Here is a 25383-nt window from a genome sequence, read left to right as displayed (position 1 = left end):
TCCGGTCCGATATTCCGGGAGGCTGGGCATCTGCTGCCCGGCCTCCCCCTTGCTCAGCCAGCGGCGATTTTCAGCCGCGCCAGAGCCTCATCACGCCCGATCAGCGGCAGCAGCGCGCCCATGTCCGGCCCATGCTCCATGGCCGTCAACGCCAGACGCAGCGGCAGGAACAACGCCTTGCCCTTGCGCCCCGTCGCGTCCTTGAGCGCGCCGGTCAGCATCTTCCACACGCCCTCGCTCCACTCGATCCCCGCCAGAACCTTGCCTGCCTGTGCCAGGAAAGCCCGGTCTTCTTCCGAAAACTCGGGCGCTTCGATGGGGCCGATGACCACCTTCCACCAGTCATGCACCTCGTGAACATGTGCGAGGTTGGGGCGCACCGTCTCCCATGCCCCGGCGTCCATCTCCTCTGGCAGGCGCGCGGACACCGCCTCGAATGGCAGCGCATGGACGATCGCCGCGTTGACACGCTCCAGTTCCGCCTCGTCGAAACGGGCGGGCGCACGGCCGAAACGGGAAAGGTCGAACGCCGCTGCGAGGGCCTCGGCGTCCAGCGAGGGATCTACCGGATCGCTCGTCCCGAGCCGCGCGAGCAGCGCAACGACCGCCTGCGGCTCGATACCGACCTCACGAAAATGCGCGACGCCCAGCGAGCCGAGACGCTTGGACAGCTTGCCCTCGGCGCCGACCAGCAGCGCCTCGTGCGCAAAGCTCGGGACCGGCGCGCCGAGCGCGGTGAACATCTGGACCTGCGCCGCGGTGTTGGAAACGTGATCCTCACCGCGCAGGATCCGGGTCACGCCCATGTCCACATCGTCGATGGCGGAAGGCAGCATGTAGAGCCAGGAACCATCGGCGCGGCGAATCACCGGATCGCTGATCTGCGCGGGATCGAACTTCTGGGCGCCGCGAATCCCGTCTTCCCACTCGATCGGTTCGTCATGATCGAGCAGGAAGCGCCAGTGCGGCAGATCCCCCGCAGCGATCCTCGCGGCCTTTTCCTCTTCCGTCAGCCTGAGCGCGCCGCGATCGTAGATCGGCGGTAGCCCACGGCCGAGCAGGACCTTGCGCTTCAGTTCCAGTTCCTGCGGCGTCTCCCAGCAGGGATAGACGCGCCCGGCAGCCTTCAGCCGCTCGAACTCGCGCTCGTACAGGGCAACGCGAGCAGACTGGCGCTCCTCCCCGCTCCACGCGATACCGAGCCAGGCGAGATCGGCGCGGATGCCGTCTACATATTCCTCTTTCGAACGCGCCGCGTCGGTATCGTCGATACGCAGAAGGAAGCGTCCACCCGCCTGCTTCGCGAGCAGCCAGTTGTGCAGTGCCGTGCGGATGTTGCCGACGTGGAGGTGCCCGGTGGGCGAAGGAGCGAAGCGGGTAACGGTCATGTCCCGCGCGTTACGGCGGGCGCGCTCCGCCGTCAAACGCGGCGCGCGAACATGGCCTTGGCGGCCAGCGCCGCGAACCCCGCCAGCAGGCCCCAGAAAGCGGAGCCGATGCCAAGGACCGAAACCCCGGAGGCAGTCGCGGCGAAAGTCAGGATCGCGGCATCCCGTTCGGTTTTCTCGACCAGCATGTGCTCAACCGCGCCCGAAAGCGGCGCGACGAGCGCTATGCCTGTGAAAGCGGCGATGGAGGTCCGGGGCATGGTGAGGAAGAACTGCACCAACGGGGCCGAGAACAGGGCCAACGCCAGGTAGAAGCCGGCATAGATAAGGCCGACCATCCAGCGGCGCCCCTGGTCGGGGTGCGCATCCGAACTGGTGCAGATCGCCGCCGTGATCGCCGCGAGGTTGACCCCGTGCGCTCCGAAGGGCGCCAGCACCATCGTAGCCAGTCCTGTCCCCAGCAGCAGCGGTTGCGGCCTGGGCGTGTAGCCCGCCGTCCGCAGCACGACGAGACCGGGCAGGTTCTGCGATACCAGCGTCACAAGGAACAGCGGCACGCCGATGCTGACCACCGCCTTGATATCGAAGGCCGGGGTTACCGGCTCCATCGCGCCGAGCAGCGATCCGGGTTCGAAACCCGCCACGTCCCCGCGCGCCAGCACGATGGCGACGCCGGAAACCAGCACCAGCAACAGCGCGTAGAGCGGAAACCTCTGCCGGGCGATCACGAAGACCACCAGCAGGACCACGACCAGCAATGCGTCGGTTTCCAGCGTCCGGAAAAGCTGGAGGCAGAACGGCAGAAGCACCCCTGCGAGCATCGCCGAGGCGACCGAGGCCGGTATCCGCGCCGCCAGTCGCCCAAGTGCGGGAACCAGGCCGAGCAGGCACATCAGGCCCGCCGCGGCAACGAACGCGCCTGTCGCCACCGGCCATGCAACGGCCCCGTCACTCGCGGCCAGCAGTGCCGCGCCGGGCGTCGACCACGCGAGCACCACCGGCATGCGCATCCACAGCGAGAGAATCGCCCCCGCCACGGCAATGCCGAGACACAGGGCCGTAACCGCCGAACCGACCTGCCCGCCGTTGGCCCCGAGCGCCTGCATGGCCTGGACCACGAGAGCGACGGTTCCGCCGAACCCGATCAGAGCGGCGACAAGGGCGGAAGTCCAGGATGCGAGCGGCGGCAGTCGGGAAATCATTTTCGCGCTATGGCAGGTTTGCCGTGGAAGGAAAGACGCCTCGCCCTGCCCGAGGTTTACCTCGCCGTCCCCCTCGGGCAAGCTTTCGGAACTGGATAGGAGGATCGACATGAAAATGCGCGCCGGACTGATTCTGCCCCTGATTGCAGCCATGTCTGCCTGCACCGCCCCCGCGGCGACATCCCCTCCTGCCGGAGCGAGCGCCTCGATGGAAACCCTGAACGGCACGGTCGCCTATCGTGAACGGATCGCCCTGCAGCCCGACGCCCGCGTGAAAGTCACGCTGGCCGACGTCGGCCGCATGGACGCGCCTGCCACGGTCATCGCCGAAACCGAATTCGCCAGCGAGGGCCGCCAGGTGCCGCTGCCATTCGCCCTCAGCTACGATCCGGCCCGCCTCGCGCCGAACGGCACTTATGCGGTGTCCGCGAGAATCACCGATTCGGGCGGGCGGCTGCTGTGGATTACCGACACACGCGTAACCCTGCCCGCGCCCGGAACGCCGGTTTCTCTAATGCTGGTGGGCGTTCGGAACTAGGCGCTGCGGAAGGCGTGCGTGATCGGATAGCGGCGGTCGCGGCCGAAATTGCGCGCGGTCAGCTTCACCCCGGGTGAGGCCTGGCGCCGCTTGTATTCGGCGCGGTGAAGCAGGCGCTCCATCTCCCGCACGGTTTCCCGGTCGAACCCCTCGTTGACGAGCTGCTCCACGCTCTTGTCATGATCGACAAGGCCGAGAAGAATCGGGTCCAGCACTTCGTAGGGCGGCAGGCTGTCCGAATCGCGCTGGTCCGCCCGCAGTTCGGCGCTGGGCGCCCTGACCAGGACTTCCGGGGGAATCACCTCCCCGCGCGGTCCGATCCCGATGCGCGGAACATGGCCGTTGCGCCAGCGGGCCAGCGCATAGACCGTCGTCTTGTAGGCGTCCTTGAGCGGATTGTAGCCACCGGCCACGTCCCCGTAGATGGTCGCGAATCCGACGCTCATCTCGCTCTTGTTCCCGGTGGTCAGGAGCATCGGCCCGAACTTGTTGGACAGCGCCATCAGCAAGGTGCCGCGAATGCGGGACTGGAGGTTTTCCTCCGCAAGGTCGCGGCGGGTTCCTTCGAAGCATTCGCCCAGCACCGAATCGAAGCCGTTCACCGCCTCCGCGATCGGCATGACCGAATAGCGTATGCCCAGCGCCTTCGCGCAGTCCGCCGCATGGTCCAGGCTGGCGCGGCTGGTGAAACGGGATGGCATCATCACGCCCCACACCCTCTCCGCCCCGAGCGCATCGACCGCGATCGCGGCGCATAGCGCCGAATCGATGCCGCCCGACAGGCCCAGCACGACGCCGGGAAAGCCGTTGCGGTTCACATAGTCGCGCAGCGCGAGCACCATCGCGCAGTAGATATCCTCGGGATGGACCGCGAGATCCTCGATCAGCCCCCGGTCGCAGCGCCAGCCCTGCGCGGTTCGGGTCCAGTTGGTCTGGACGACCTGTTCCCGCCAGTCCGCCATCTGGACCGCCACGGCGCCATCGCCGTTGACGACGAAGCTGGCACCGTCGAACACGAGTTCGTCCTGCCCGCCCACGCGGTTGAGATAGGCGAGCGGAAGGCCGGTATCGACCGCGCGGCGCTTGGCCACGCCTTCGATGCGCAGCGCATCCTTGTTGATTTCGTAAGGGCTGCCGTTGATGCAGATGAGCATTTCGGCACCGAAATCGGCGAGGTGGCGGCACACTTCCGGGCGCCAGATATCCTCGCAGATCGGCACGCCGATCATTGCCCCCCGCAGAATCACCGGCTCGGGCAGCGGGCCCGGCTGGAACAGGCGCATCTCGTCGAACGTGCCGTAGTTGGGAAGTTCGTGCTTCAGCCGGACAGCCGCGACTTTGCCCTGGTCGAGCAGCGCAACCCCGTTGTGCAGCGCACCATCGAGTACGAAAGCGGAGCCTACCAGCATGGCCGGCCCTTCCGATGCACTGGCTTGGGCCAGCATCTGGAGGCGGGCGGCGGCGCGTTCGATCAGCGCCGGCTTGAGGATCAGGTCCTCCGGCGGATAACCGATCAGATGGAGTTCGGGAAAGACCACAAGGTCCGCGCCCTGCGCCGCGGTGCGCGCTTCAAGCACTCCGGCAGCGTTGCCGTCGAGATCGCCGACGGACTGGTTGAGCTGCGCCAGCGTGATCCGGAGCGTATCGGCCATGGCGGATTTGATGCCCCGCGCATCGGGCCGGTGCAAACGAAAGATGAAAACGAACGAGACAAATAAAAAACCCTCCCGTCGGGGAGGGGCTTTTTCCGTCTCGACGGACTTTCCGTGATTCCCTGAAAGGGCGGAAAGCAACCGGGGGCCGGCAGACCGTAAGGTCGGTGCGCGGCCCCCTGCCGGATTACTCGGCAGCCGCGGTGGCTTCTTCAGTAGCCGCTTCGGTGGTAGCAGCCAGAGTTTCCTCGGGCAGGGTCTCAACCGACTCGGTAGCAGCTTCGGTGGGCTTTTCGCCACCGCAAGCAGCGAGCGACAGAGCGGCAGCCGACGCGAACGCGGCAAAAGCAATCTTCTTCATGCGAATCCCCTTGCATTGTTTGGCGCACAGGCCAACGCTTGCAGGCAAGCCTGCGGTGCCATTCTTTAGACGAGACAATGGTGCAACGCAAATGGGAAGTATGGGGGTTGAAATCCGCAGAAATCCTAGGGCTTGCACACATATAAAGATATCTTTATATGCCATCGCATGCAAATCGACCCCCTCCTGAGGGCTCTTTCGGAGCCGACGCGCCTGCGCATCATGCGTCTGCTGGCGCATATGGAACTGGCGGTCGGGGAGCTTGCGCAGGTGCTCGGCCAGAGCCAGCCGCGCGTCTCGCGTCATGTGAAGATTCTCTGCGACGCCGGCCTCGCGCAGCGCCGCAAGGAAGGTAGCTGGGTCTTCCTGCGCACTGCCGTGAAGGAGAAGAGCGAGCCGCCGCTAGGGGCCGCAGCCGCCCAGCTCCTCACTATTGCCGAGCGCGACGATCCAGCCTTTTCCGCCCGCTGCAACGAGGATCGCCGCCAGCTTGCGGCGATTCGCGACGCCCGGGAGGCCAGCGCGCAGGCCTACTTCGCCAGCCATGCCGAGGAGTGGGACACGCTGCGCCAGCTTCATGGTGCGGACGGCCCCGTCGAATCGGCACTGCTCACGGCTTTCGGACGACAGAAGCTGGGCGCGCTGCTCGACGTCGGCACCGGCACCGGCCGCATGGCCGAACTTCTGGCGGGCAAGGCGGGGCACGTCACCGCGCTCGACAAGAGCCCGGACATGTTGCGAATTGCACGCGCACGGTTGCAGTCTTTGCCAGCGGACAAGATTTCCCTGGTGCAGGGCGATTTCACGAAGCTGCCTTTCGCAGCTGCGAACTTCGACACCGTGCTGTTCCATCAGGTCCTGCATTATGCACAGGCGCCCGGCCTGGTCCTGGCCGAAGCGGCGCGCGTCACGCGCGAAGGCGGGCGGATCGCCGTGGTCGATCTTGCCGCGCACGACCGCGAGGAACTGCGCGAGCGCCATGCCCATGCCCGCCTCGGTTTTGCCGACGAGCAGATGGAGACCCTGCTGGCGGAAGCCGGGTTCGCACCCGAAGCGCCCGTCTCGCTGCCGGGCGACCCGCTTACCGTGAAGATCTGGACGGCCCGCCGTCTTCCTGCCGCCGCCCATGCTGCCGAGATGGCGGAAACCGGCGAGACCGAGACTCAAGAAAGAAAGACCCCGCACTCATGACTTCTGCCCAGCGACCGGTCCAGGCTCCCCTGCTGGGATGCCTGCCGGGCGACATTTCGGTTTCCTTCGAATTCTTCCCGCCCAAGTCGGAGAAGATGGAGGAGCAGCTCTGGGATGCGATCACCCAGCTTGCGCCGCTGGACCCCAGCTTCGTCTCGGTGACGTACGGCGCCGGCGGCTCCACGCGTGAGCGCACGCATTCCACCGTCGCCCGCCTCGTGCGCGAGACCGAGCTGGTTCCCGCCGCGCACCTCACCTGCGTAGGCGCAGGCAAGGGCGAGATCGCGGAAATCGCGGACCAGTACTGGGAAGCGGGCGTGCGCCACATCGTGGCCCTGCGCGGCGATCCGCCGCCGAGCAGCGGCGGCGTCTTCACCCCGCACCCCGAAGGCTACACCGGCGCCGCCGATCTCGTGGCGGGCCTGAAGGCACGCCATGACTTCGACATCTCGGTGGCCGCCTATCCCGAAGTCCACCCCGAAGCGACCAGCGCGGAAGCCGACCTCGACAACCTCAAGCGCAAGCTCGACGCGGGCGCCAACCGCGCCATCACCCAGTTCTTCTTCTCGACGGACGCCTACTTCCGCTTCATCGACAAAGTGCTCGCCGCAGGGATCACCGCGCCGATCCTGCCGGGGATCATGCCGGTGACCAACTTCACGGCGATCCGCCGCATGTCGGGCAACACCGAGATTCCCGCGTGGCTGGAAACGATGTTCGAAGGGCTAGACGAACGCCCCGGCCCGCGCGCACTTGTCGCCGCCGTCGCCGCTGCCGATCTGTGCCGCAGGCTTTACGAAGGCGGCGTGCGCGATTTCCATTTCTACACGCTCAACCGCGCCGAGCAGGCCTATGCCATCTGTCAGCTCCTGGGCCTGCGCCCCGGGACCGGCATCTGAGCAGACTTGTTTCCGGACCGTTCGTGCAGCAAGGCGCGCGCGAACGGTCCCTCAAGGGAACTTTGGGCCCGCATCCGGGCGACGAAGGACAACGACCATGACTGCCAGAGAACAGTTCCTCGCCGAAGCGGCCAAGCGTATCCTCATCACGGACGGCGCTTTCGGCACCGAAATCCAGAGCTGGAAGCTCAGCGAAGCGGATTACGCAGCAATCTCGGCCTCTCGCACGACCAAAAGGGCAACAACGACATCCTCGCGCTGACCAAGCCCGAGGTGCCGGAATCGATCCACCGCGCCTATTTCGAGGCCGGGGCCGACATCGCCGAGACCAACACCTTCTCCGCCAACCGCATCAGCCAGGCCGATTACGGCGCCGAGCACCTCGTGCGCGAGATCAACGTCGAATCGGCACGCCTCGCCCGCCGTCTGGCGGATGAGTATCAGGCAAAGGACGGACGCCCGCGCTTCGTCGCCGGCGCGATCGGGCCGACCAACAAAACGCTCTCGCTCAGCCCCGACGTCAACGACCCGGGCTACCGCGAGATCGACTGGGACGAACTGGTCGATGTCTACAAGGAACAGGCCGCAGCCCTCGTCGAAGGCGGCGCCGACTTCATCCTGATCGAAACCGTGTTCGACACGCTGAACGCCAAGGCCGGGATCATGGCGGTGCGCCATCTGGAGGCCGAACTGGGCCGCGAAGTGCCGATCATGATGTCGATGACGCTTACCGATCTGTCGGGCCGCAATCTCTCGGGCCACACGGTGGAAGCGTTCTGGCACGCGGTGCGGCACGCCAAGCCGGTGACGATCGGGCTCAACTGCTCGTTCGGCGCCACCCAGTTGCGCCCGCATGTGAAGACGCTGTCGGAACTCGCCGACACGCTCATCATGATCTACCCGAATGCCGGCCTGCCCAACGAACTGGGCGCTTATGACGAAATGCCCGAGACCACGGCAGGCTATGTCGGCGAATGGGCGGTTGCCGGCCAGGTCAACGTGCTGGGCGGCTGTTGCGGCTCCACGCCGGCCCACATTGCCGCAATGGCGCGCAAGGTCTCCGGGCTGGCCCCGCGCCGCCTGCCCGATCTCGATCCGGTGACGCGCCTCGCCGGCCTTGAACCTTTCACCATGGCGGTGTGATCCCATGACCGATTTTCCCATCTGGCGCATCCGCCCGGCCGGAGCCGACGACGCCGAGGCGCTCTCGCTCGTGGCATCGGCGACCTTCCTCGAAAGCTTCGCGGGCCAGGTAGACGGGGCCGGGCTCGTCGCGCACTGCATCAGGCAGCACTCTGCCGACAGCTATCGCAAATATATCGCGCAGGGCGCGAAGGCCTGGCTGACGGAAGTCGAGCCCGGCCACGCCCCGGTCGGCTATGCGCTGCTTTGCGAACCCGAACTGGAACTCGCGCGTGAAGGCGATCTGGAACTCAAGCGCATCTACCTGTTCTCGCGCTTCCAGGGTTCCATGATGGCCAGCACGATGATGCGCACCGTGCGCGATGCCGCGGCGGCGGGCCATTCGCGCCTGTTGCTCGGCGTGAAGAACGACAATCACCGCGCCCTCGCCTTCTACGCCAAGCATGGCTTCGAGACGATCGGCACCCGGACTTTCGACGTGGGCGGCAAGACCTACGACGATTTCGTGCTCGCGCTAAATTTGGCGAACTGATTCGCTGGCCCAGTGTCCCAACGAGAACAACAAACCATGACCTCGATTCATTCCGGCGCCCGTTTCGTCAATATCGGCGAGCGCACCAACGTCACCGGCTCGGCCGCGTTCAAGAAGCTCATCATGGCGGGCGACTATGCCAAGCGTCGATGTCGCGCGCCAGCAGGTGGATAACGGTGCGCAGGTCATCGACGTCAACATGGACGAAGGCCTGCTTGACGCGGTCGTGGCCATGACCACCTTCCTCAAACTCATCGCCGCCGAACCGGATATCGCCCGCGTCCCGGTGATGATCGACAGTTCCAAGTGGGATGTGATCGAGGCCGGTCTGAAGTGCATATCGGGCAAGCCGATCGTCAACTCGATCTCGATGAAGGAAGGCGTGGAGCCGTTCCTGGCCCAGGCGAAGAAGTGCATGGACTATGGCGCCGCCGTGGTCGTCATGGCCTTCGACGAGACCGGCCAGGCCGACACCCGCGAACGCAAGATCGAGATCTGCTCGCGCGCCTACCAGTTGCTGACCGGCATCGGCTTCCCGCCCGAGGACATCATCTTCGACCCCAACGTCTTCGCGGTCGCTACCGGCATCGAGGAGCATGACCGCTACGGGCTCGATTTCATCGAGGCGGTGGTCGAAATCCGCAAGGCCTGCCCCCACGTCCACTTCTCGGGCGGCCTTTCCAACCTCTCGTTCTCGTTCCGCGGCAACGAGACGGTGCGCCGGGCGATGCACTCGGTGTTCCTCTACCACGCGATCCCCGCCGGGCTCGACATGGCCATCGTCAATGCGGGCCAGCTCGACGTCTACGACCAGATCGACCCCGCCCTGCGCGAGGCTTGCGAAGACGTCATCATGATGCGCCGCCCCGGCGTGGGCGAGGACGGCAAGACCTCCACCGAACGCCTGATCGACCTCGCCGAAAGCTACAAGGGCAAGGACAAGGTCGCGGAAAAGGCCGCCGAGGAATGGCGCGGCTGGGACGTGACCAAGCGCATCGAGCATGCCCTCGTGCGCGGCATCGATGCCTATGTGGTCGAGGATACCGAGGAAGCGCGCGCCGCCATCGCCGCAGCGGGCGGACGACCGATCGAGGTTATCGAAGGCCCGCTGATGGGCGGCATGAACGTCGTCGGCGACCTGTTCGGCTCGGGCAAGATGTTCCTGCCCCAGGTCGTGAAGTCGGCCCGCGTGATGAAGAAGGCCGTGGCCCACTTGATCCCCTTCATCGAGGCGGAAAAGGACGCGGGCGCCAAGGCCAAGGGCCGCATCATCATGGCCACCGTCAAGGGCGACGTGCATGACATCGGCAAGAACATCGTCGGCGTCGTGCTCCAGTGCAACGGCTACGAAGTGATCGACCTCGGCGTGATGGTGCCGTGGAGCAAGATCCTCGAATCCGCCAACGAGAACGATGCCGACATCATCGGCCTTTCCGGCCTCATCACCCCCTCGCTCGACGAGATGGTGACCGTGGCCGAGGAAATGCAGCGCGCCGGGATGGATATCCCGCTGCTGATCGGCGGCGCCACCACGTCCAAGGTCCACACCGCCCTGCGCATCGATCCCGCCTACAAGGGCCCCGTGATCCACGTCCTCGACGCCAGCCGCGCGGTCGGCGTCGCCTCGCAGCTCCTGTCGGACACGCAGGCGTGCCTTTCGTCAGCTCCGTGGCCGACGAATACGAAAAGGTGCGCATTGCGCGCGAGGGCAAGGGCCAGAGCGAACTGCTCCCGATCGCCGATGCCCGCGCCAATGCCTTCGCGCCCGATTTCGCGCAGAAGCCGGGCGCTCCGCTGGAACCCGGCCTCCACGTATTCGCGGACTGGGATCTTGCCGAACTCGTCGAGACGTTCGACTGGACGCCGTTCTTCCGCGCCTGGGAACTGGCGGGCAACTACCCGGCCATCCTCGATGACGAGATCGTGGGCGAAAGCGCCCGCAACCTCTTCGCCGATGCCCAGGCGATGCTTGCGAAGATCGTCGAGGAAAAGTGGCTGACCGCCAAGGGCGTCTGCGCCTTCTGGCCTGCCGCCACCCAAGGTGACGATGTGATCGTCGGCGCCGGCGTCATGGACCCGCAGGTCGTCTACGACGCCATCCAGCAGGGCGTGGACGAAGGCCCTGACTTCGTGCGCCTGCCGTTCCTCCGCCAGCAGGTGAAGAAGAGCCGGGGACGGGCCAACTTCTGCCTGTCCGACTTCGTCGACCCCGCCGGAGACTGGCTGGGCGGCTTCGCGGTCGGCATCCACGGCATCGAACCGCACCTCGAACGCTTCCAGGCCGCGCACGACGACTATTCGGACATCCTTCTCAAGGCCCTGGCCGACCGCTTCGCCGAAGCCTTCGCCGAACGCCTGCACCAGCATGTCCGCACGAAACTGTGGGGCTATGCGCCGGACGAGCAGTTCACCAATGTCGCCCTGATCCGCGAGGAATATCGCGGCATCCGGCCCGCGCCCGGCTATCCGGCCTGCCCGGACCACTCGCTCAAGCCGATCCTGTTCGACCTGCTCAAGGCGCAGGACAATGCCGGGATCGTGCTGACCGAAAGCCAGGCGATGCTGCCCACCGCCGCCGTCTCGGGCTTCTATTTCGGCCACCCGGAAAGCCAGTACTTCGGCGTTGCCCGGATCGGCCGCGACCAGCTCGAAGACTATGCCGAACGGCGCGACGTCGACCTCGCCGTCGCCGAGCGCTGGCTGCGTCCCAACCTCGACTGATTACGACAGGCACCGCCGCCATCCCGGACGCGGCGGTGCCTCTCGTTACAATCCGGAAAAACCCCATCGAGCCCGATTGCCCAATGCCGCCGGGCAAGGCATCCATGCCCCAACGAAAAATGAATGGGGACGGGGCACCCGATGGGGACGACCGAAATCTACCTGATTGCGCTGACGATCATCCTCGCGGCGCCATATCTCGTGTGGCGGCTGCTGCGCACCGAGCATTGGGCACCGCTGGTCGTCGTCCAGATCATCGGCGGCATCCTGCTCGGCCCCGGCGTGCTCGGCCATGCGGCGCCGGACTTCCACGCGCTGGTCTTCAACCCGCAAGTCATGACCGCGCTGAACGGCGTGGCCTGGTGGGCGGTGATGATGTTCGTCTTCGTCGCCGGAGTCGAACTCGATCTCAGCGACGCCTGGAAGCACCGCGGCGAAACCACCCTCACGGCCGCCTGCGCCCTGCTTACCCCGCTCGCCTTCGGCGCCCTCGCCGCTGCGCTGCTGCTGCGTTCGCCCGGCTGGATCGGCCCCGAAGGCAGCTATCCGCAAGCCGTGCTCGGCGTGGGCATGGCCTGCGCCGTCACCGCCCTGCCGATTCTGGTGCTGCTGATGGAAAAGCTCGGCATTTTCCGGGAACCGCTCGGCCAGCGCCTGCTGCGCTATGCCAGCCTTGACGATATCGCGATCTGGGGCGTGCTGGCGCTGATCCTGGTGGACTGGGAGCGCGTCGGCCGGCAGGGCCTGTTCCTCGCCGCCTTCGCGGTGGCCTCCTTCGCCGTCCGCGCGCTGTTCAGGCGCCTCGGCGAACAGGACCGCTGGTATGTGGCGCTGATCTGGCTGGCACTCGTCGGCTTCGCGGCGGACTGGTCCGGACTGCACTTCATGGTCGGCGCCTTCCTTGCCGGCGTCGTGCTGGACGCCGGCTGGTTCAGCCGCGAGAAACTCGACCTGTTCCGCGAATTCCTGCTGCTGACCGTGATGCCGGTGTTCTTCCTCAGCACCGGCCTGCGGACCAACTGGGGAATGGGCGGGGCGATGGTGATCGGTGCAGCGATCCTGTTCCTGGTCGCCTCGGTCGTCGGCAAGCTGGCGGGCATTCACCTCGCCGGAAAGCTGCTGGGCTGGAAGAAGGGCGAAGCGAGCGTGATCGGCTGGATGCTCCAGACCAAGGCGCTCATCATGATCATCTTCGTCAACGTCCTGCTGGACAAGAAGATCGTCACCCCGGAGACCTTCACCGCCCTGCTGCTGATGGCGGTGATGAGCACGATGCTGACCGTGCCCATCGTCAAACCCCGCCTCGCCCGGCTGGCCGCCAGCGACTAGGTCTAGACACCCGCCCTTCCGGCCAGCGCTTCCGCCGCCTGCCAGAACGCCTCGACGAAAGCCTGATCCTCGACCAGCGGATTGGGCTTCCGCGGCGCGCGTTCGAACCAGTAGCCGCCGCTCGACCGGCCCGGCTCTTCCGCCGTCGCCAGCCAGATCACCGTATCCGCCCCCTGCACCGGCGTCAGCTTCGGCGCATCGCCGTAGGCCGCCTGCACGCTGTCCGGCGTATGCGAGAAGAAATTGCTGCCGACCGTACCGGGATGGACCGAATGGGCCACGACAGCATCCGCCGCCAGCCGGGGCGCCAGCGCGCGGGCATGAAGCACATTGGCGAGCTTCCCGCTGCAGTAGGCCGCGCCCGGGCTCCAGTTGCCGAGGTTCTGCAAGTCGGCAAGATTGATGGCGGGGATCATCTCGCTGCCATCCGAGGCGGTGTTGACGATCCTGACACTGCCCTCCAGCGCATCTGCCGCAGCCTTGCGCAGGAGCGGCAGCAAGCGGGCGGTCAGCGCGAAAGGCCCGATGAAATTGGCGGCGTAATTCGCCTCGAAACCCTCGGCCGTCAGCGCCTGTTCGCGCGCCATGCCGCCCGCGTTGTTGACCAGTACATCGATGGAATCGACCTTCTGCGCGATCGCATCCGCCAGCCGGTCGACTTCGGCCAGCAACGAGAGATCGGCGCGCAGCATCTCGATCTCGCCGCCATCAGCTGCAAGGTCTGCCTCGGCCGCCGCACATCGCTGCGGATCGCGGCCCACGCCGATCACCCGGAACCCCTGCTTCGCCAGGGCCCGTGCCGTCTCCAGCCCGATGCCCGAACTTGCGCCCGTCACTACCGCCACGCGTTTGGTCATGCCTGCCAATCCTCTCCATTCATTGCCGCCATTTCCACTACCCGGGCGGCCAAACCGCAAGCTTTGGCGCGGAAACGGAGGAAATCATCGGTTCGGCGGTTTTCAGACATGCCCATGCTCTGCCATAAGCGCCCCGTGCCAGACGCTGACCTTCTCGCCGATCTCCTGCCTGATGCTCACGAAGCGCTTCATGCAACCTTCGGCTTCAACGCCTTCCGCGGGGTGCAGGATCAGGTCGTCATGCGCGCGCTTTCCGGCCGCTCGACCCTGGCCGTCATGCCCACAGGCGCGGGCAAGTCGCTGACCTACCAGCTTCCTGCGGTCATGCTGGACGGGACCTGCGTGGTCGTGTCCCCGCTGATCGCGCTCATGCACGACCAGCTTCGCTCGGCCCGCGCCAACGGCATCCGCGCCGCCACGCTCACCAGCGCCGACACCGATCGCGGCCTCACCATGGACCGCTTCCGCGCCGGTGAGCTGGACCTGCTCTACATCGCCCCCGAACGTGCCAGCCAGCCGCATTTCCGCGAGCTTCTGGAACAGTCGCGCGTCGCCCTCTTCGCCATCGACGAAGCACACTGCGTGTCCGAATGGGGCCATGACTTCCGGCCAGACTATCGCCTGCTGCGACCGCTGCTCGACGCTTTCCCGGACGTGCCGCGCCTCGCGCTGACGGCCACGGCAGACCACCATACCCGCACCGACATCCTCGCCCAGCTCGGCATTCCCGACGAAGGACTGATCGTTGCCGGGTTCGACCGTCCCAACATCCGCTACACGATCCGCCCCCGCGAAAGCGCGATGCGGCAGATCAAGGCGGTCATGGACGAGAACCCCGGCCCCGGCATCGTCTATGCGCCCACCCGAGCCCGCGTCGAGCAACTGGCAGAAACCCTCGCATCCGCCACCGGGCGGCGCGTGCTGCCCTATCACGCCGGGCTCGACCCCGAAGTCCGCGCCCGCAACCAGGCGGCTTTCGTGGCCTCGGAAGACATGGTGATGGTTGCCACGGTGGCTTTCGGCATGGGTATCGACAAGCCCGACGTGCGCTTCGTCGCCCACGCCGGCATCCCCAAGTCGATCGAGGCCTATTACCAGGAAACCGGCCGTGCCGGGCGCGACGGCGATCCCTCGGTCGCGGTGATGTTCTGGGGGGCCGACGATTTCGCCCGCGCCCGCCAGCGTCTGTCCGAGATCGAACCGCACCGCCTGCAAAGCGAACGCCAGCGCCTCGATGCGCTCGCAGGGCTCGTGGAAACCGCCGAATGCCGCCGCGCCGTGCTGCTGCGCCACTTCGGCGAAACACCCGCCTCGTCCTGTGGCAATTGCGACAACTGCCTCGAGCCGGCCGGCGTGATCGATGTATCCGAGCTGGCGCGAAAGCTCCTCTCCACGGTCTATCGTACCGGGCAGAGCTACGGCCTCGGCCATCTTGAAAAAGTGCTGCTGGGCATGAGCGACGACCGCGTGCTGCAACGCGGGCATGACCAGCTCTCGGTCTTCGGCATCCTGACGGCGGACGAGCAACCGCTGCTCAAGCCGCTCGCCCGCGCCCTGCAGGCCCGCGGCAGCCTCCTGCCGACCGAGCATGGCGGCCTGTCCCTGGGCGGAGATGCGCGGGAAATCCTCAAGGGCGAAGCCGCGGTGATGATCGTCGTTCCGCCCAAGCGCGAAAAGAAGAAGCGCGGCGGCAAAGGCGGGGCGGACAGCGGCGCCAACCCGGTGGGCGATCCGCTGTTCGATGCCCTGCGCACGCTCCGCCGCGACCTTGCGCAGGAAGCAGGGGTTCCGCCCTATGTCGTGTTCCACGACGCCACCTTGCGCGAAATGGCCACCGCGCGCCCGTCTTCACTGGCGCAGCTTGGTGAAATCGGCGGCATCGGCGCGCGCAAGCTCGAAGCTTATGGCGAGGCTTTCCTGGCGGTGATCCGCCAGCACTGAAGGCCCAGCGCCCTCAGGCCTTCGCTTGTTCGAACACCGCAAGCTGGGCGGCGAAGGCGCGCTGGAAGGCCGGACGCGCCTCGCCGCGCGCCACATAGGCAAGCACGGTTTCGTTGGCGGCCAGCACATCCGATCCGCCGAGCCGCCGCAGCACCTGCACCATCATCAGGTCGCCCGCGCTGAATTCGCCTTCCAGCCACTCCGACGTGCCGAGACGCACGGCGAGTTCCGCCAGCCGCGCCTCGATACGCTGTTCGATGGAAGCGCGGCGCGTTTCGTACCAGGGGCGCTCACGCTCGAACAGCAGGACCTCGGAGCGCTGGACGATCACCGGTTCGACCGTGCTGAGGGCGGCGAAGATCCACATAACCGCCCGCATCCGCGCGTCTCCACCTTCCGGCAACAAGCCCGGATGGCTCTGCGCGATATGCAGGACGATGGCCCCGGATTCGAACAGCGCGAGATCGCCTTGCTCATAGGTCGGGATCTGCCCGAAAGGATGGCGCGAGCGGTGATCCGGCTGCTTCATTTCCTCGAAAGAGACGAGGCGCACGGCGTAGGGCTGGCCCACTTCCTCCAGCGCCCAGCGCACCGCCATATCGCGGGCGAGGCCCCTGCCGCGATCGGGCGACTGGGCAAAAGCGGTGATCGTAGGCTGCGGCATGGCGGCTCTCCCGTTCACCGGCATGATGGGCCGCGAGCGCAATTTCGGCAACCGGGTTCGTCATTTGCGCCGAGTTGGGTTATGGGGCCGCGATGATCCGCATATTGATCGATGCCGACGCCTGCCCGGTGAAGGACGAAACCTACCGTGTCGCCGCGCGCTACAAAGTGCCAGTGGTGGTTGTCAGCAACAGCCCGATCCGGGTGCCGCAAAGTCCGCTCATCTCCCGCAAGGTGGTGAGCGATGCCTTCGACGCCGCCGACGACTGGATCGCCGAGAACACCGGGCCGGGCACCGTCGTCATCACCGCCGATATCCTGCTGGCGGACCGCTGCCTGAAGCTGGGGGCGCAAGTCGTGGCGCCGAACGGAAAGCCCTTCACCACCTCCTCGATCGGCAGCGCCATCGCCACCCGCGCGATCATGGCCGACCTGCGCGCCGGCGGCGATGCCATCGGCGGCCCGCCGCCGTTCAGCAAGACGGACCGTTCCCGGTATCTTTCAAGCCTCGATCAGGTGGTGGTCAGGCTTTTGCGGAGAGGCTGAGCGCCCCTCCCTAATCCCGAGCTCATGCTCGCACGTCAGCGCCTCACGGGTGGAGGCCGCCTGCGACCTAATTTTCCCGCCGTTCGAAGGAAACCGGCACGGCCAGCCGGAACGGCAGCTCTGGCGAGGCGATGCGCGATTCCGTGCCGTTATCGTGAATCAGCACCGCGCGGCCGACGCCGGGCGTGGCGACCACGGCCACCACACTATCGACCCATTCGTGCAGCAGCGCCTTGGCGCGAACCAGTTCGGCCTCGGCGCGGGTGGTGGTGCCCGAAGCTTCGAGTTCGGCTTCGAGCTCGACGATCCGGGAGGTCGCCTCGCCGATGCGGTCGGTGTTCTCGCTCATGATCGGGATTCCTCGGCAAACATCGTTCGCCTAGGTGGCTACCCCGATCGGGCGAGGCAAGGCCGGAGCACCGGCAATCGCCTGCGCGTTACCTCCGTCCGGCCCGTTTCGCCGTTACCAAGGCGAAACCCGCACTTTTTAAAGCGGGTTGTCGAGCTTGATGATCTCTTCCTCGCTCGCGCGCTGGGTGGTCTTGATCTGGCGCGGGGCGAGGAAACTGTCGAGCACCGGCTTGTCGCGTTCGTAGAGATCGTTGAACGGCTTCAGCTGCCCATCGATCGAGCGGGCATATGTGAAGTAGGTCAGGTAGACCGGGAACGTCCGGGTCATCTCGACCTTGGTATAAGTGCCGGAACGCGAGATTTCGGCAGCTTCGGTGGCGCTCTTCTTGGCGCCGAGAATGGCCATCGTCATGCCCAGTTCCACCGCGCGCTCGGTGCGGATGCAGCCATGGCTGAAGGCGCGCACGTCCGAGTTGAAATACTGCTTCGACGGCGTGTCGTGCAGATAGATCGCGTGCGGGTTGGGCATGTCGATCTTCATCAGGCCAAGCGAGTTGTTGGCACCGGGCTGCTGGACCACGGTGATGGTGCCGTCGCCGTTCTTGGTGGCCTTGTAGCCCGCATTGCGCGCCCAGGTCGGGTTGTTCAGCACCTTCGCGCCGAGGCCTTCACCCTTCACGATGGATTGCGGCACCGTCCAGGTCGGGTTGAAGACCACCGCGCTCACCGTTTCGGCGAGCTGCGGCGTCGCCGTGCGGCCGGGCTTGCCGACCACGGTCTTGTAGCTGCGGATGATCTTGTTGCGGACCACGAGGCGGAGCTGGAACTCCGGAATGTTGGTCATCAGGTACACGTCGCCAAGGTCGCGGGCGAGCCAGCGCCAGCGGTCCATATTGGCCTGGATCAGCGCGCGGCGCGCCTTGTTCGCCATGGGGGTGGCGTTGAGATCGGCCTTGAGCGCGGCATAGTCGGGATTGGTCGGGGCCAGCTTGTCGACGACGCCCGCCACGTCATGCTCCGAAAGCGCCTGCGCCATGATCTGGGCGGTCGGCATGAGATCCTGGTCGGGATCGACCGCGAACCACTGCACGCGCGACTTCATCGGCGTGCGACCGTCGCGAAGATCCTCGATCAGCCAGCCGAACACGCGGCTCGCCAGCGCATCGAGGTCGTCACCCTCACCCTTGGCGATCGCCGCCTTGAGCGCGGCGGGCTGATAATCGGCCGGAACGAGACCTTCCTTGCCGATGTACCCCACGGTCGACAGCAGCGCCTTGGCATCGGCCACCGACCAGGACATCACCGGCTCCGCCAGCAGCGTATCCTGCACGACCGGATAGGACACCGTCGGAATGGCAGTGGGAACCGCGCTGGGCTGGATGACCGGCTGCACGGCCGGGCGCGAGACCGGCTTCGTGGAAGCGGAAGACGGCACGGCCGGGGTCGCCTGCGTGGTCGGCAGGATCGAGGTCGGCGTCGACACGGTCTTCTTCTTCGTTGCCGTATCCGTCTTGGCGGAATCCGCCTTCTGGGCCAGGGCCGGCTCCGCTGCGAGACCCGTCGCCGCGATGACCGCCAGCACGCTGCAACCGAACCTCATGAAACTCGCCATTGTGATCTGAACCTGCCCGTAGTGATGCGTGTGTGATGCAAGGAGGAAACGCAGCCATGTGAAGACGGCTGCCGATAGTCCCCGCTTTGCCCCTATATAAGGCCTACATCAAGGATTTCGCCTGTCGCTGCGATGAATTGCTTGCCTGGAGGCTTGCGCCCGGCGACAGGCAGGGCCTGATGAGTACAGCCGCAGCCCCCCTTTCGGACCATCGTCCCTCAGTCCTGCCGGTGCTTGCGGTGATTGCGGGGATCGCCACGTTCAGCGCGATGGACGCCGCGATCAAGGGCGCCTCCATCGCGATCGGCGTGTTTACCGCGCTGCTGCTGCGCAATCTCTTCGGCACGATCCTCACCCTTCCGCTCTGGCTCGTCGCGGGCCGCCCGGTACCCTCGCGCGCGGTACTGAAGGTCCACGCCCTGCGCGCGGCGATCACTTCGGCGATGGCTGCGCTGTTTTTCTATGGCCTGGTACGAATTCCTATGGCCGAGGGAATCGCGATTTCCTTCGTCTCGCCGATCATCGCGCTCTATTTCGCCGCGATCCTGCTGGGGGAGACGATCCGCCGCCGCGCCATCGTCGCCTCGCTGCTGGGCATTCTGGGCGTGCTGGTGATCGGCGCCGGACGCTTCGGCGCGGGGAGCTATTCGAACGAGGCGATAGAGGGCACGACCGCGATCCTGCTCTCCGCCGTGTTCTATGCGATCAACCTCGTTCTCCAGCGCAAACAGGCGCTGCTGGCAGGGCCGGTGGAGATCGCGCAGTTCCAGAACCTGCTCGTTACGCTGATTTTCCTGGCTTTTTCGCCCTGGTTCGCGGTCGTGCCGGATGGGCGGAGCCTGGTTCTCATCCTTGCCGGAGCGGCGCTGGCGACAAGTGCCCTGCTGTTCCTGTCCTGGGGCTATGCCCGTGCCGAGACGCAAGTGCTGCTGCCGATCGAATATACCGGCTTCTTCTGGGCCGCCCTGCTGGGCTGGCTGATGTTCGGGGAGCGACTTGATGTCTCCACCGTTGCCGGGACGATTCTCATCATGATCGGCTGCTGGACAGGTGCAAGAAACGCAAAAGTCGAGTCCTAGTCACCACGCACGCCCCCTTGACCTGAGGGCCGCGAACGCGCATCGGCGGGGCCGAAGAATCCGCTTGTCGCGATGCAGCACGGCGATGATTTTCGGAACCTGGGCTAGTGGGTTTCGGAATAGCCGCTCTTCACGTGGCACGCTCCATACAGAAGGGGATAATACCCAATATGACCCAGGTCGGACAGGATACGCTCGGCACCCGCAGCACCATGACAGTCGGCGGCAAGCAGATCGCCTACTACTCCCTCAAGAAGGCTGCCGAGAAGGTTGGCGACGTTTCGCGCCTTCCCTTCTCGATGAAGGTCCTTCTTGAAAACCTCCTGCGCTTCGAGGACGGCGGCTTCACCGTCTCGACCAAGGACATCCAGTCGGTTGCCGACTGGCAGAAGAACCCGGTTACCGGCGACGAGATCCAGTACCGTCCCGCCCGCGTTCTGCTTCAGGACTTCACCGGCGTTCCCTGCGTGGTCGACCTGGCCGCCATGCGCGATGCCATCGCCACCCTCGGCGGCGACACCAGCAAGATCAACCCGCTGGTTCCCGTGAACCTGGTGATCGACCACTCGGTCATGGTCGACGAATTCGGCCACCCCAAGGCGTTCGAAGAGAACGTGGAAATCGAATACCAGCGCAACATGGAGCGCTACGACTTCCTCAAGTGGGGCTCCAAGTCGCTCGACAACTTCTATGCCGTTCCCCCGGGCACCGGCATCTGCCACCAGGTGAACCTGGAAAACATCGCCAAGACCGTTTGGTCGAGCGAAGACCAGAACGGTGAACTGGTCGCTATCCCGACACCTGCGTCGGCACCGACAGCCACACCACCATGGTCAACGGCCTGGGCGTGCTGGGCTGGGGCGTGGGCGCATCGAGGCGGAAGCCGCGATGCTCGGCCAGCCGGTCTCGATGCTCATCCCCGAAGTCGTCGGCTTCAAGCTGACCGGCGAGCTTCAGGAAGGCGTCACCGCCACCGATCTCGTGCTGACCTGCACCGCCATGCTGCGCAAGCACGGCGTGGTCGGCCGCTTCGTCGAATACTTCGGCCCCGGCCTCGCCTCGCTGAGCCTTGCCGACCGTGCGACGCTGGCCAACATGGCCCCGGAATACGGCGCCACCTGCGGCTTCTTCGGCATCGACGAAAAGACCATCGACTACCTGCGCCTCACCGGCCGCGAGGAAGAGCAGATCGCCCTCGTCGAAGCCTATGCCAAGGAACAGGGCTTCTGGATCGACCCGGCCGCCGCCGACCCGATCTTCTCCTCGACCCTCGAACTCGACATGTCGACCTCGTGCCGTCGCTCGCCGGCCCCAAGCGTCCGCAGGACTGGGTCGCGCTTCCCGACGTCGACGACGTGTTCAACAAGGACATGGCCGACACCTACAAGAAGACCGCCACCCGCGTTCCCGTGGAAGGCAAGGACTTCGACATCGGTGACGGCGACGTCATGATCGCCGCCATCACCTCGTGCACCAACACCTCGAACCCGGGCGTGCTGGTTGCGGCAGGTCTCGTCGCCAAGAAGGCCGACGAACTGGGCCTGAAGCCCAAGCCCTGGGTCAAGACCTCGCTGGCACCGGGTTCGCAGGTCGTCACCGACTACCTGAACAAGGCCGGTCTCCAGTCGCACCTCGACAACATCGGCTTCAACCTTGTCGGCTACGGCTGCACCACCTGCATCGGTAACTCGGGCCGCTCGCGGAACCGATCTCGAAGGCGATCAACGAGAACGGCCTCGTCGCCTCGGCGGTCATCTCTGGCAACCGCAACTTCGAAGGCCGCGTCTCGCCGGACGTGCGCGCGAACTTCCTGGCCTCGCCGCCGCTGGTCGTCGCCTACGCTCTGAAGGGCACCGTGGTGGAAGACTTCACCACCACCCCGATCGGCGTGAGCAAGGACGGCGTGGACGTCTACCTCAAGGACATCTGGCCGACCAACCTCGAAGTCAGCACCACGATGAATGCCTGCGTCGATCGCGGCATGTTCCAGGCCCGCTATGCCGACGTCTACAAGGGCGACAAGCACTGGCAGGCGATCAACGTCGTCGGTTCGGACACCTACTCGTGGCGCGCCGGTTCGACCTACGTCGCCAACCCGCCCTACTTCGAGGGCATGGAAATGACCCCGGCGCCGGTGAACGACATCATCGAGGCGAAGCCCCTGCTTATCCTCGGCGATTCGATCACCACCGACCACATCTCGCCGGCCGGTTCGATCAAGGCCGACAGCCCGGCAGGCCAGTGGCTGATGGAGCACCAGGTCGCCAAGGCGGACTTCAACTCCTACGGTTCGCGCCGTGGCCATCACGAAGTCATGATGCGCGGCACCTTTGCAAACATCCGCATCCGCAACGAAATGGTCCCCGGCATCGAAGGCGGCATGAGCCGCTTCGGTGAAGAGGTCCTGCCGGTCTACGACGTGGCGCAGAAGTACAAGGCCGAAGGCACGCCGATGGTGGTCGTGGCCGGCAAGGAGTACGGCACCGGTTCATCGCGCGACTGGGCGGCCAAGGGCACCAACCTGCTCGGCGTCCGCGCCGTGATCGTCGAGAGCTTCGAGCGTATCCACCGTTCGAACCTGGTCGGCATGGGCGTGCTTCCGCTGCAGTTCAAGGACGGCGACAGCCGCCAGTCGCTCGGCCTGACCGGCGACGACGCCTTCACGATCAAGGGCGTTGCCAGCCTCAAGCCGCGCCAGGACGTGGAAGTCGAAGTGACCCGTCCGGATGGTTCGACCTTCACCTTCACCGCGCTCTGCCGCATCGATACCGCCAACGAAGTGGAATACTTCAACAACGGCGGCATCCTGCAGTACGTGCTGCGCAAGCTGGCCGCCTAAGCGACCGGCAGCCTTAACCGGCTCGGTAAAACCCCCGTCCCGCGTTCGCGCGGGGCGGGGTTTTCCTTTTGGCGCTGCCTCGGCGACCTGACCGGACACGAAAAAGGGCGGCGCCGAGGCGCCGCCCTTCCTGCTTCCCCCGGTGGTGGGAAACTCAGGTCTTGCGGCGGGCCAGCCGCTGCCGACCGATCACCGCCGCCGCCGCCGCGCCGAACAGGATCAGCATCGGCGGTGCCGGAACGTCGGTCGGCGGTCCAGGCGGCGAGCCATCTCCGCCGGTCGAAGTGGTGGTCGAACCTGACGAGCCGGTCGAGCCCGACGATGTCGAGGTCGAACTCGAACTGCTCGTGACGACGACGTTGAACTGGACGAGGAGGTGGAACTGGACGACGAGGTGGAGGAACTCGTGCTGGTCGAAACATCGCCGGAACTGGACGAGGTCGTCGTCGAGGTGATGCCGCCCGTTGTTGTGGTGGTGGTCAGCCCCCCCGTGGTCGTGGTGGTCGTGAGACCGCCGGTCGAGGAAGAGGAAGACGTCGATCCGCCGGTCGTCGTGGTCGTCAGTCCGCCGGTGGACGATGAACTGGAGGTGGAACCACCGCTGCTGGTCGAGCTGATGATGACGTTGCCGCCGCTAGAACCACCGCCGCCGCCGAAGAAGCCGCCGAAGAAACCACCGCCGAAACCGCCTCCGCCGCCGCCGATCACGACCGGCGCGCCGCCGCTGCCGCCGGCGTAGCTCGGCGCGGGGCGGGCGGAATGTAGGGCGGGGGCAGCGGCACCATGGCCACTTGCGGCTGGTCGCAGCAGGTCCGCTTGACGATGCGGCGCATGCGCCTGGTGGTCCGTTCCGGCTCCTTGCGCACGAGGCGCCTGGCCGGACGCTCGACTTTCGCCACTTTCGCGACCTTCGCCGACTTCAGCTTGCGATACTCGACACCGCTCTTCTGAGTCTCGGCGACATGGACGGCGCCGCCGCCAATGATAGCGCAGCCCGCCGCACAGGCAGACAGTTTCGCCAAGGCATCCGAACCGACATGATCGTCTCTCTCTTCGTTCTGCTCGGCTCGTGTGCGACTGCGACCGACACCACTTGAACCGACTTGCCATCAACAAGCGCAGAGAGCGGTTAACGGAACAATGCCGTTAACCGAGTTTCGACAGTCCCGTAGCGGGAAATCGCGTTAGTTTTCCGATGTAACGCACAACCTGTGCCGAAGCGGGACTATCGAAAGACAGGTCTGTAAACACAACCGACAGTTTTCTGGCGGAAACCGCCTTTCCCTCAATCGCCTTCCGAATCAAAAAGGCCGCCCGGAATGGGGCCCTGCGGGCCTCCGGATTGCGGCGGCGTCATGCCCAGATGCTGCCAGCCCATGTCGTTCAGGCAGCGCCCGCGCGCAGTCCGCGCGACGAGGCCGAGCTGGATCAGGTAGGGCTCGATCACTTCCTCGATCGTGTCGCGCGGCTCGGACAGGCCCGCCGCCAGTGTCTCCACACCCACCGGGCCGCCCTTGTAGATACCGGCGATCATCCGCAGGTAGCGGCGATCCTGCGCATCGAGGCCGATGGAATCGACTTCCAGCCGCGTCAGCGCGTCGTCGGCAATCTCGTGAGTGATGATATCGCTGCCCGCGACATGGGCGAAATCGCGCACGCGGCGCATCAGGCGGCCTGCGACACGCGGGGTGCCGCGCGCGCGGCGGGCGATCTCGGTCGCGCCGCCCTTGTCGATGCCGATGCCCAGCAGCCCGGCGCCGCGGGTCACGACCTTTTCCAGTTCCTCCACAGTGTAGAACTGGAGACGCACGGGAATGCCGAAACGATCGCGCAGCGGCGTCTGCAGCAGGCCCTGGCGCGTCGTCGCACCGACCAGCGTGAAGGGCGGCAGGTCGATCCGCACCGAGCGCGCCGAAGGGCCTTCGCCGATCATGAGATCGAGCGCACGGTCCTCCATCGCCGGGTAGAGCACTTCCTCGACCACCGGATTGAGGCGGTGGATCTCGTCTATGAACAGCACGTCGCCGTGTTCGAGATTGGTCAGCAGCGCGGCAAGGTCACCCGCCTTGGCGATCACCGGGCCACTGGTGGCGCGGAAGCCCACGCCCAGTTCGCGCGCGACGATCTGCGCCAGCGTGGTCTTGCCGAGGCCCGGAGGCCCGAAGAACAGCACATGGTCCATCGCCTCGCGGCGCGACTTGGCGCTTTCGATGAAGACACGAAGATTGTCCTTCGCCGCAGCCTGCCCGACGAATTCGGCAAGCGTCTTGGGCCGCAGCGCCGCATCGACGTCCTCGGGCTGGCGGGCAGAGGTAAGGATGGGATTATCGGTCATTGAAAACGGCAAACCTTCTTCGTGTAATCCCACGCTCCGCCCCCGTCCAAACAATGGTCGATGGCAAGGTCATTGCGGATAGACAGATAACCGGCCGCGGCAGCAAGCGCGAGCGCCGACACAATCAGATACCGGCGCCTCAACACCGCGCCGGTTCCGGAGCACGCGGCGACAAGGCCGCTGACGCAAGTTCAGGATGACATT

The 25383-nt window shown here is 65.9% G+C and carries 20 protein-coding genes and 3 pseudogenes; 13 read left to right on the top strand and 10 right to left on the bottom strand.

Translation table 11 applies throughout. The features are described 5' to 3' along the window. Positions 1 to 53: 53 nt before the first annotated feature. Both gltX and ADT71_RS29645 read right to left on the bottom strand, forming a co-directional pair. A complete protein-coding gene (gene gltX, locus ADT71_RS29650) occupies positions 54 to 1388 on the bottom strand; it encodes a glutamate--tRNA ligase (RefSeq protein WP_054442243.1) in 1335 nt (444 codons plus the stop codon). 32 nt (positions 1389 to 1420) lie between these two features. Beyond that, positions 1421 to 2590 (bottom strand): benzoate/H(+) symporter BenE family transporter, encoded by a 1170-nt coding sequence (locus ADT71_RS29645; RefSeq protein WP_054442299.1) that lies wholly within the window; start codon positions 2588 to 2590, stop codon positions 1421 to 1423. 109 nt (positions 2591 to 2699) lie between these two features. On the opposite strand from ADT71_RS29645, the gene ADT71_RS29640 reads away from it, so the two are divergent. Beyond that, positions 2700 to 3128, top strand: coding sequence for a YbaY family lipoprotein (locus ADT71_RS29640; protein WP_165913179.1), 429 nt, complete (start codon positions 2700 to 2702; stop codon positions 3126 to 3128). Here the strand turns inward: ADT71_RS29640 and ADT71_RS29635 are convergent. Both ADT71_RS29635 and ADT71_RS32485 read right to left on the bottom strand, forming a co-directional pair. After that, positions 3125 to 4780 (bottom strand): NAD+ synthase, encoded by a 1656-nt coding sequence (locus ADT71_RS29635; protein ID WP_054442242.1) that lies wholly within the window; start codon positions 4778 to 4780, stop codon positions 3125 to 3127. The two genes, ADT71_RS29640 and ADT71_RS29635, sit on opposite strands and share 4 nt — an antisense overlap. Positions 4781 to 4967: 187 nt before the next feature. Further along, a complete protein-coding gene (locus tag ADT71_RS32485) occupies positions 4968 to 5141 on the bottom strand; it encodes a hypothetical protein (protein WP_021232409.1) in 174 nt (57 codons plus the stop codon). A gap of 168 nt (positions 5142 to 5309) precedes the next feature. Between ADT71_RS32485 and ADT71_RS29630 the strand changes: the two genes are divergently transcribed. From ADT71_RS29630 to ADT71_RS29605, 6 genes and pseudogenes are all read left to right on the top strand, one after another. Further along, complete coding sequence (locus ADT71_RS29630; RefSeq protein ID WP_054442241.1) at positions 5310 to 6332, top strand: metalloregulator ArsR/SmtB family transcription factor; 1023 nt, start codon at positions 5310 to 5312, stop codon at positions 6330 to 6332. Next, a complete protein-coding gene (metF, locus tag ADT71_RS29625; protein ID WP_054442240.1) occupies positions 6329 to 7231 on the top strand; it encodes a methylenetetrahydrofolate reductase [NAD(P)H] in 903 nt (300 codons plus the stop codon). The genes ADT71_RS29630 and metF overlap by 4 nt, the downstream gene beginning before the upstream one ends. Before the next feature lie 97 nt (positions 7232 to 7328). Next, positions 7329 to 8374: pseudogene (locus tag ADT71_RS29620) on the top strand (homocysteine S-methyltransferase family protein). Positions 8375 to 8378: 4 nt separating this feature from the next. Continuing rightward, the gene (locus tag ADT71_RS29615) at positions 8379 to 8906 is read left to right on the top strand and encodes a GNAT family N-acetyltransferase (protein ID WP_054442239.1); all 528 of its coding nucleotides are present in this window, start codon (positions 8379 to 8381) and stop codon (positions 8904 to 8906) included. A gap of 36 nt (positions 8907 to 8942) precedes the next feature. After that, positions 8943 to 11627: pseudogene (gene metH / locus ADT71_RS29610) on the top strand (methionine synthase). 141 nt (positions 11628 to 11768) lie between these two features. After that, complete coding sequence (locus ADT71_RS29605) at positions 11769 to 12956, top strand: cation:proton antiporter (RefSeq protein ID WP_054442238.1); 1188 nt, start codon at positions 11769 to 11771, stop codon at positions 12954 to 12956. 2 nt (positions 12957 to 12958) lie between these two features. Here ADT71_RS29605 and ADT71_RS29600 read toward each other — a convergent pair whose 3' ends face one another. Continuing rightward, positions 12959 to 13813 carry an SDR family NAD(P)-dependent oxidoreductase gene (locus tag ADT71_RS29600; RefSeq protein WP_054442237.1) on the bottom strand — a complete coding sequence of 285 codons (855 nt, stop codon included), beginning with the start codon at positions 13811 to 13813 and terminating at the stop codon, positions 12959 to 12961. Positions 13814 to 13921: 108 nt separating this feature from the next. Here ADT71_RS29600 and recQ point away from each other — a divergent pair, with 108 nt between their 5' ends. After that, a complete protein-coding gene (gene recQ, locus ADT71_RS29595) occupies positions 13922 to 15754 on the top strand; it encodes a DNA helicase RecQ (protein ID WP_369818369.1) in 1833 nt (610 codons plus the stop codon). A gap of 13 nt (positions 15755 to 15767) precedes the next feature. On the opposite strand, the gene ADT71_RS29590 is transcribed toward recQ, so the two are convergent. Then, positions 15768 to 16418 carry a glutathione S-transferase family protein gene (locus ADT71_RS29590; RefSeq protein ID WP_054442296.1) on the bottom strand — a complete coding sequence of 217 codons (651 nt, stop codon included), beginning with the start codon at positions 16416 to 16418 and terminating at the stop codon, positions 15768 to 15770. A gap of 92 nt (positions 16419 to 16510) precedes the next feature. Here ADT71_RS29590 and ADT71_RS29585 point away from each other — a divergent pair, with 92 nt between their 5' ends. Beyond that, positions 16511 to 16963: a YaiI/YqxD family protein gene (locus ADT71_RS29585; RefSeq protein ID WP_197283158.1), complete on the top strand. Its 453-nt coding sequence runs from the start codon at positions 16511 to 16513 to the stop codon at positions 16961 to 16963. Positions 16964 to 17030: 67 nt separating this feature from the next. On the opposite strand, the gene ADT71_RS29580 is transcribed toward ADT71_RS29585, so the two are convergent. Then, entirely contained in the window at positions 17031 to 17312 is a 282-nt protein-coding gene (locus ADT71_RS29580) for a hypothetical protein (RefSeq protein WP_054442236.1), read from the bottom strand. Positions 17313 to 17450: 138 nt separating this feature from the next. Continuing rightward, entirely contained in the window at positions 17451 to 18914 is a 1464-nt protein-coding gene (locus ADT71_RS29575) for a L,D-transpeptidase family protein (protein WP_231636315.1), read from the bottom strand. Between the two features lie 191 nt (positions 18915 to 19105). Here ADT71_RS29575 and ADT71_RS29570 point away from each other — a divergent pair, with 191 nt between their 5' ends. The 4 genes and pseudogenes from ADT71_RS29570 to ADT71_RS34780 all read left to right on the top strand — a co-directional run bounded on the left by ADT71_RS29570 (position 19106) and on the right by ADT71_RS34780 (position 23583). Next, positions 19106 to 20005, top strand: a complete 900-nt coding sequence (locus ADT71_RS29570; protein ID WP_054442294.1) for a DMT family transporter — start codon at positions 19106 to 19108, stop codon at positions 20003 to 20005. A gap of 170 nt (positions 20006 to 20175) precedes the next feature. Then, positions 20176 to 22844, top strand: a pseudogene (gene acnA / locus ADT71_RS35255) (aconitate hydratase AcnA). Between the two features lie 161 nt (positions 22845 to 23005). Continuing rightward, positions 23006 to 23299 (top strand): hypothetical protein, encoded by a 294-nt coding sequence (locus ADT71_RS34785; RefSeq protein ID WP_231636313.1) that lies wholly within the window; start codon positions 23006 to 23008, stop codon positions 23297 to 23299. Next, positions 23221 to 23583 carry a hypothetical protein gene (locus tag ADT71_RS34780; RefSeq protein WP_231636312.1) on the top strand — a complete coding sequence of 121 codons (363 nt, stop codon included), beginning with the start codon at positions 23221 to 23223 and terminating at the stop codon, positions 23581 to 23583. Before ADT71_RS34785 ends, ADT71_RS34780 begins: the two co-directional genes overlap by 79 nt. On the opposite strand, the gene ADT71_RS34775 is transcribed toward ADT71_RS34780, so the two are convergent. Together ADT71_RS34775 and ruvB are read right to left on the bottom strand one after the other, a co-directional pair. Beyond that, on the bottom strand, positions 23549 to 23866 hold the full coding sequence (locus ADT71_RS34775; RefSeq protein WP_231636311.1) for a hypothetical protein: 318 nt from the start codon (positions 23864 to 23866) through the stop codon (positions 23549 to 23551). The genes ADT71_RS34780 and ADT71_RS34775 overlap by 35 nt on opposite strands. Before the next feature lie 263 nt (positions 23867 to 24129). Beyond that, positions 24130 to 25179, bottom strand: coding sequence for a Holliday junction branch migration DNA helicase RuvB (gene ruvB / locus ADT71_RS29555; protein ID WP_054442234.1), 1050 nt, complete (start codon positions 25177 to 25179; stop codon positions 24130 to 24132). Between the last annotated feature and the right edge of the window lie 204 nt (positions 25180 to 25383).

It is taken from the genome of Novosphingobium sp. ST904 (assembly GCF_001298105.1).
In the GTDB taxonomy this organism is placed as follows: Bacteria; Pseudomonadota; Alphaproteobacteria; order Sphingomonadales; family Sphingomonadaceae; genus Novosphingobium.
Note: the sequence above shows the minus strand (reverse complement) of the source record. Positions and strands in the feature narration are given on the sequence as shown.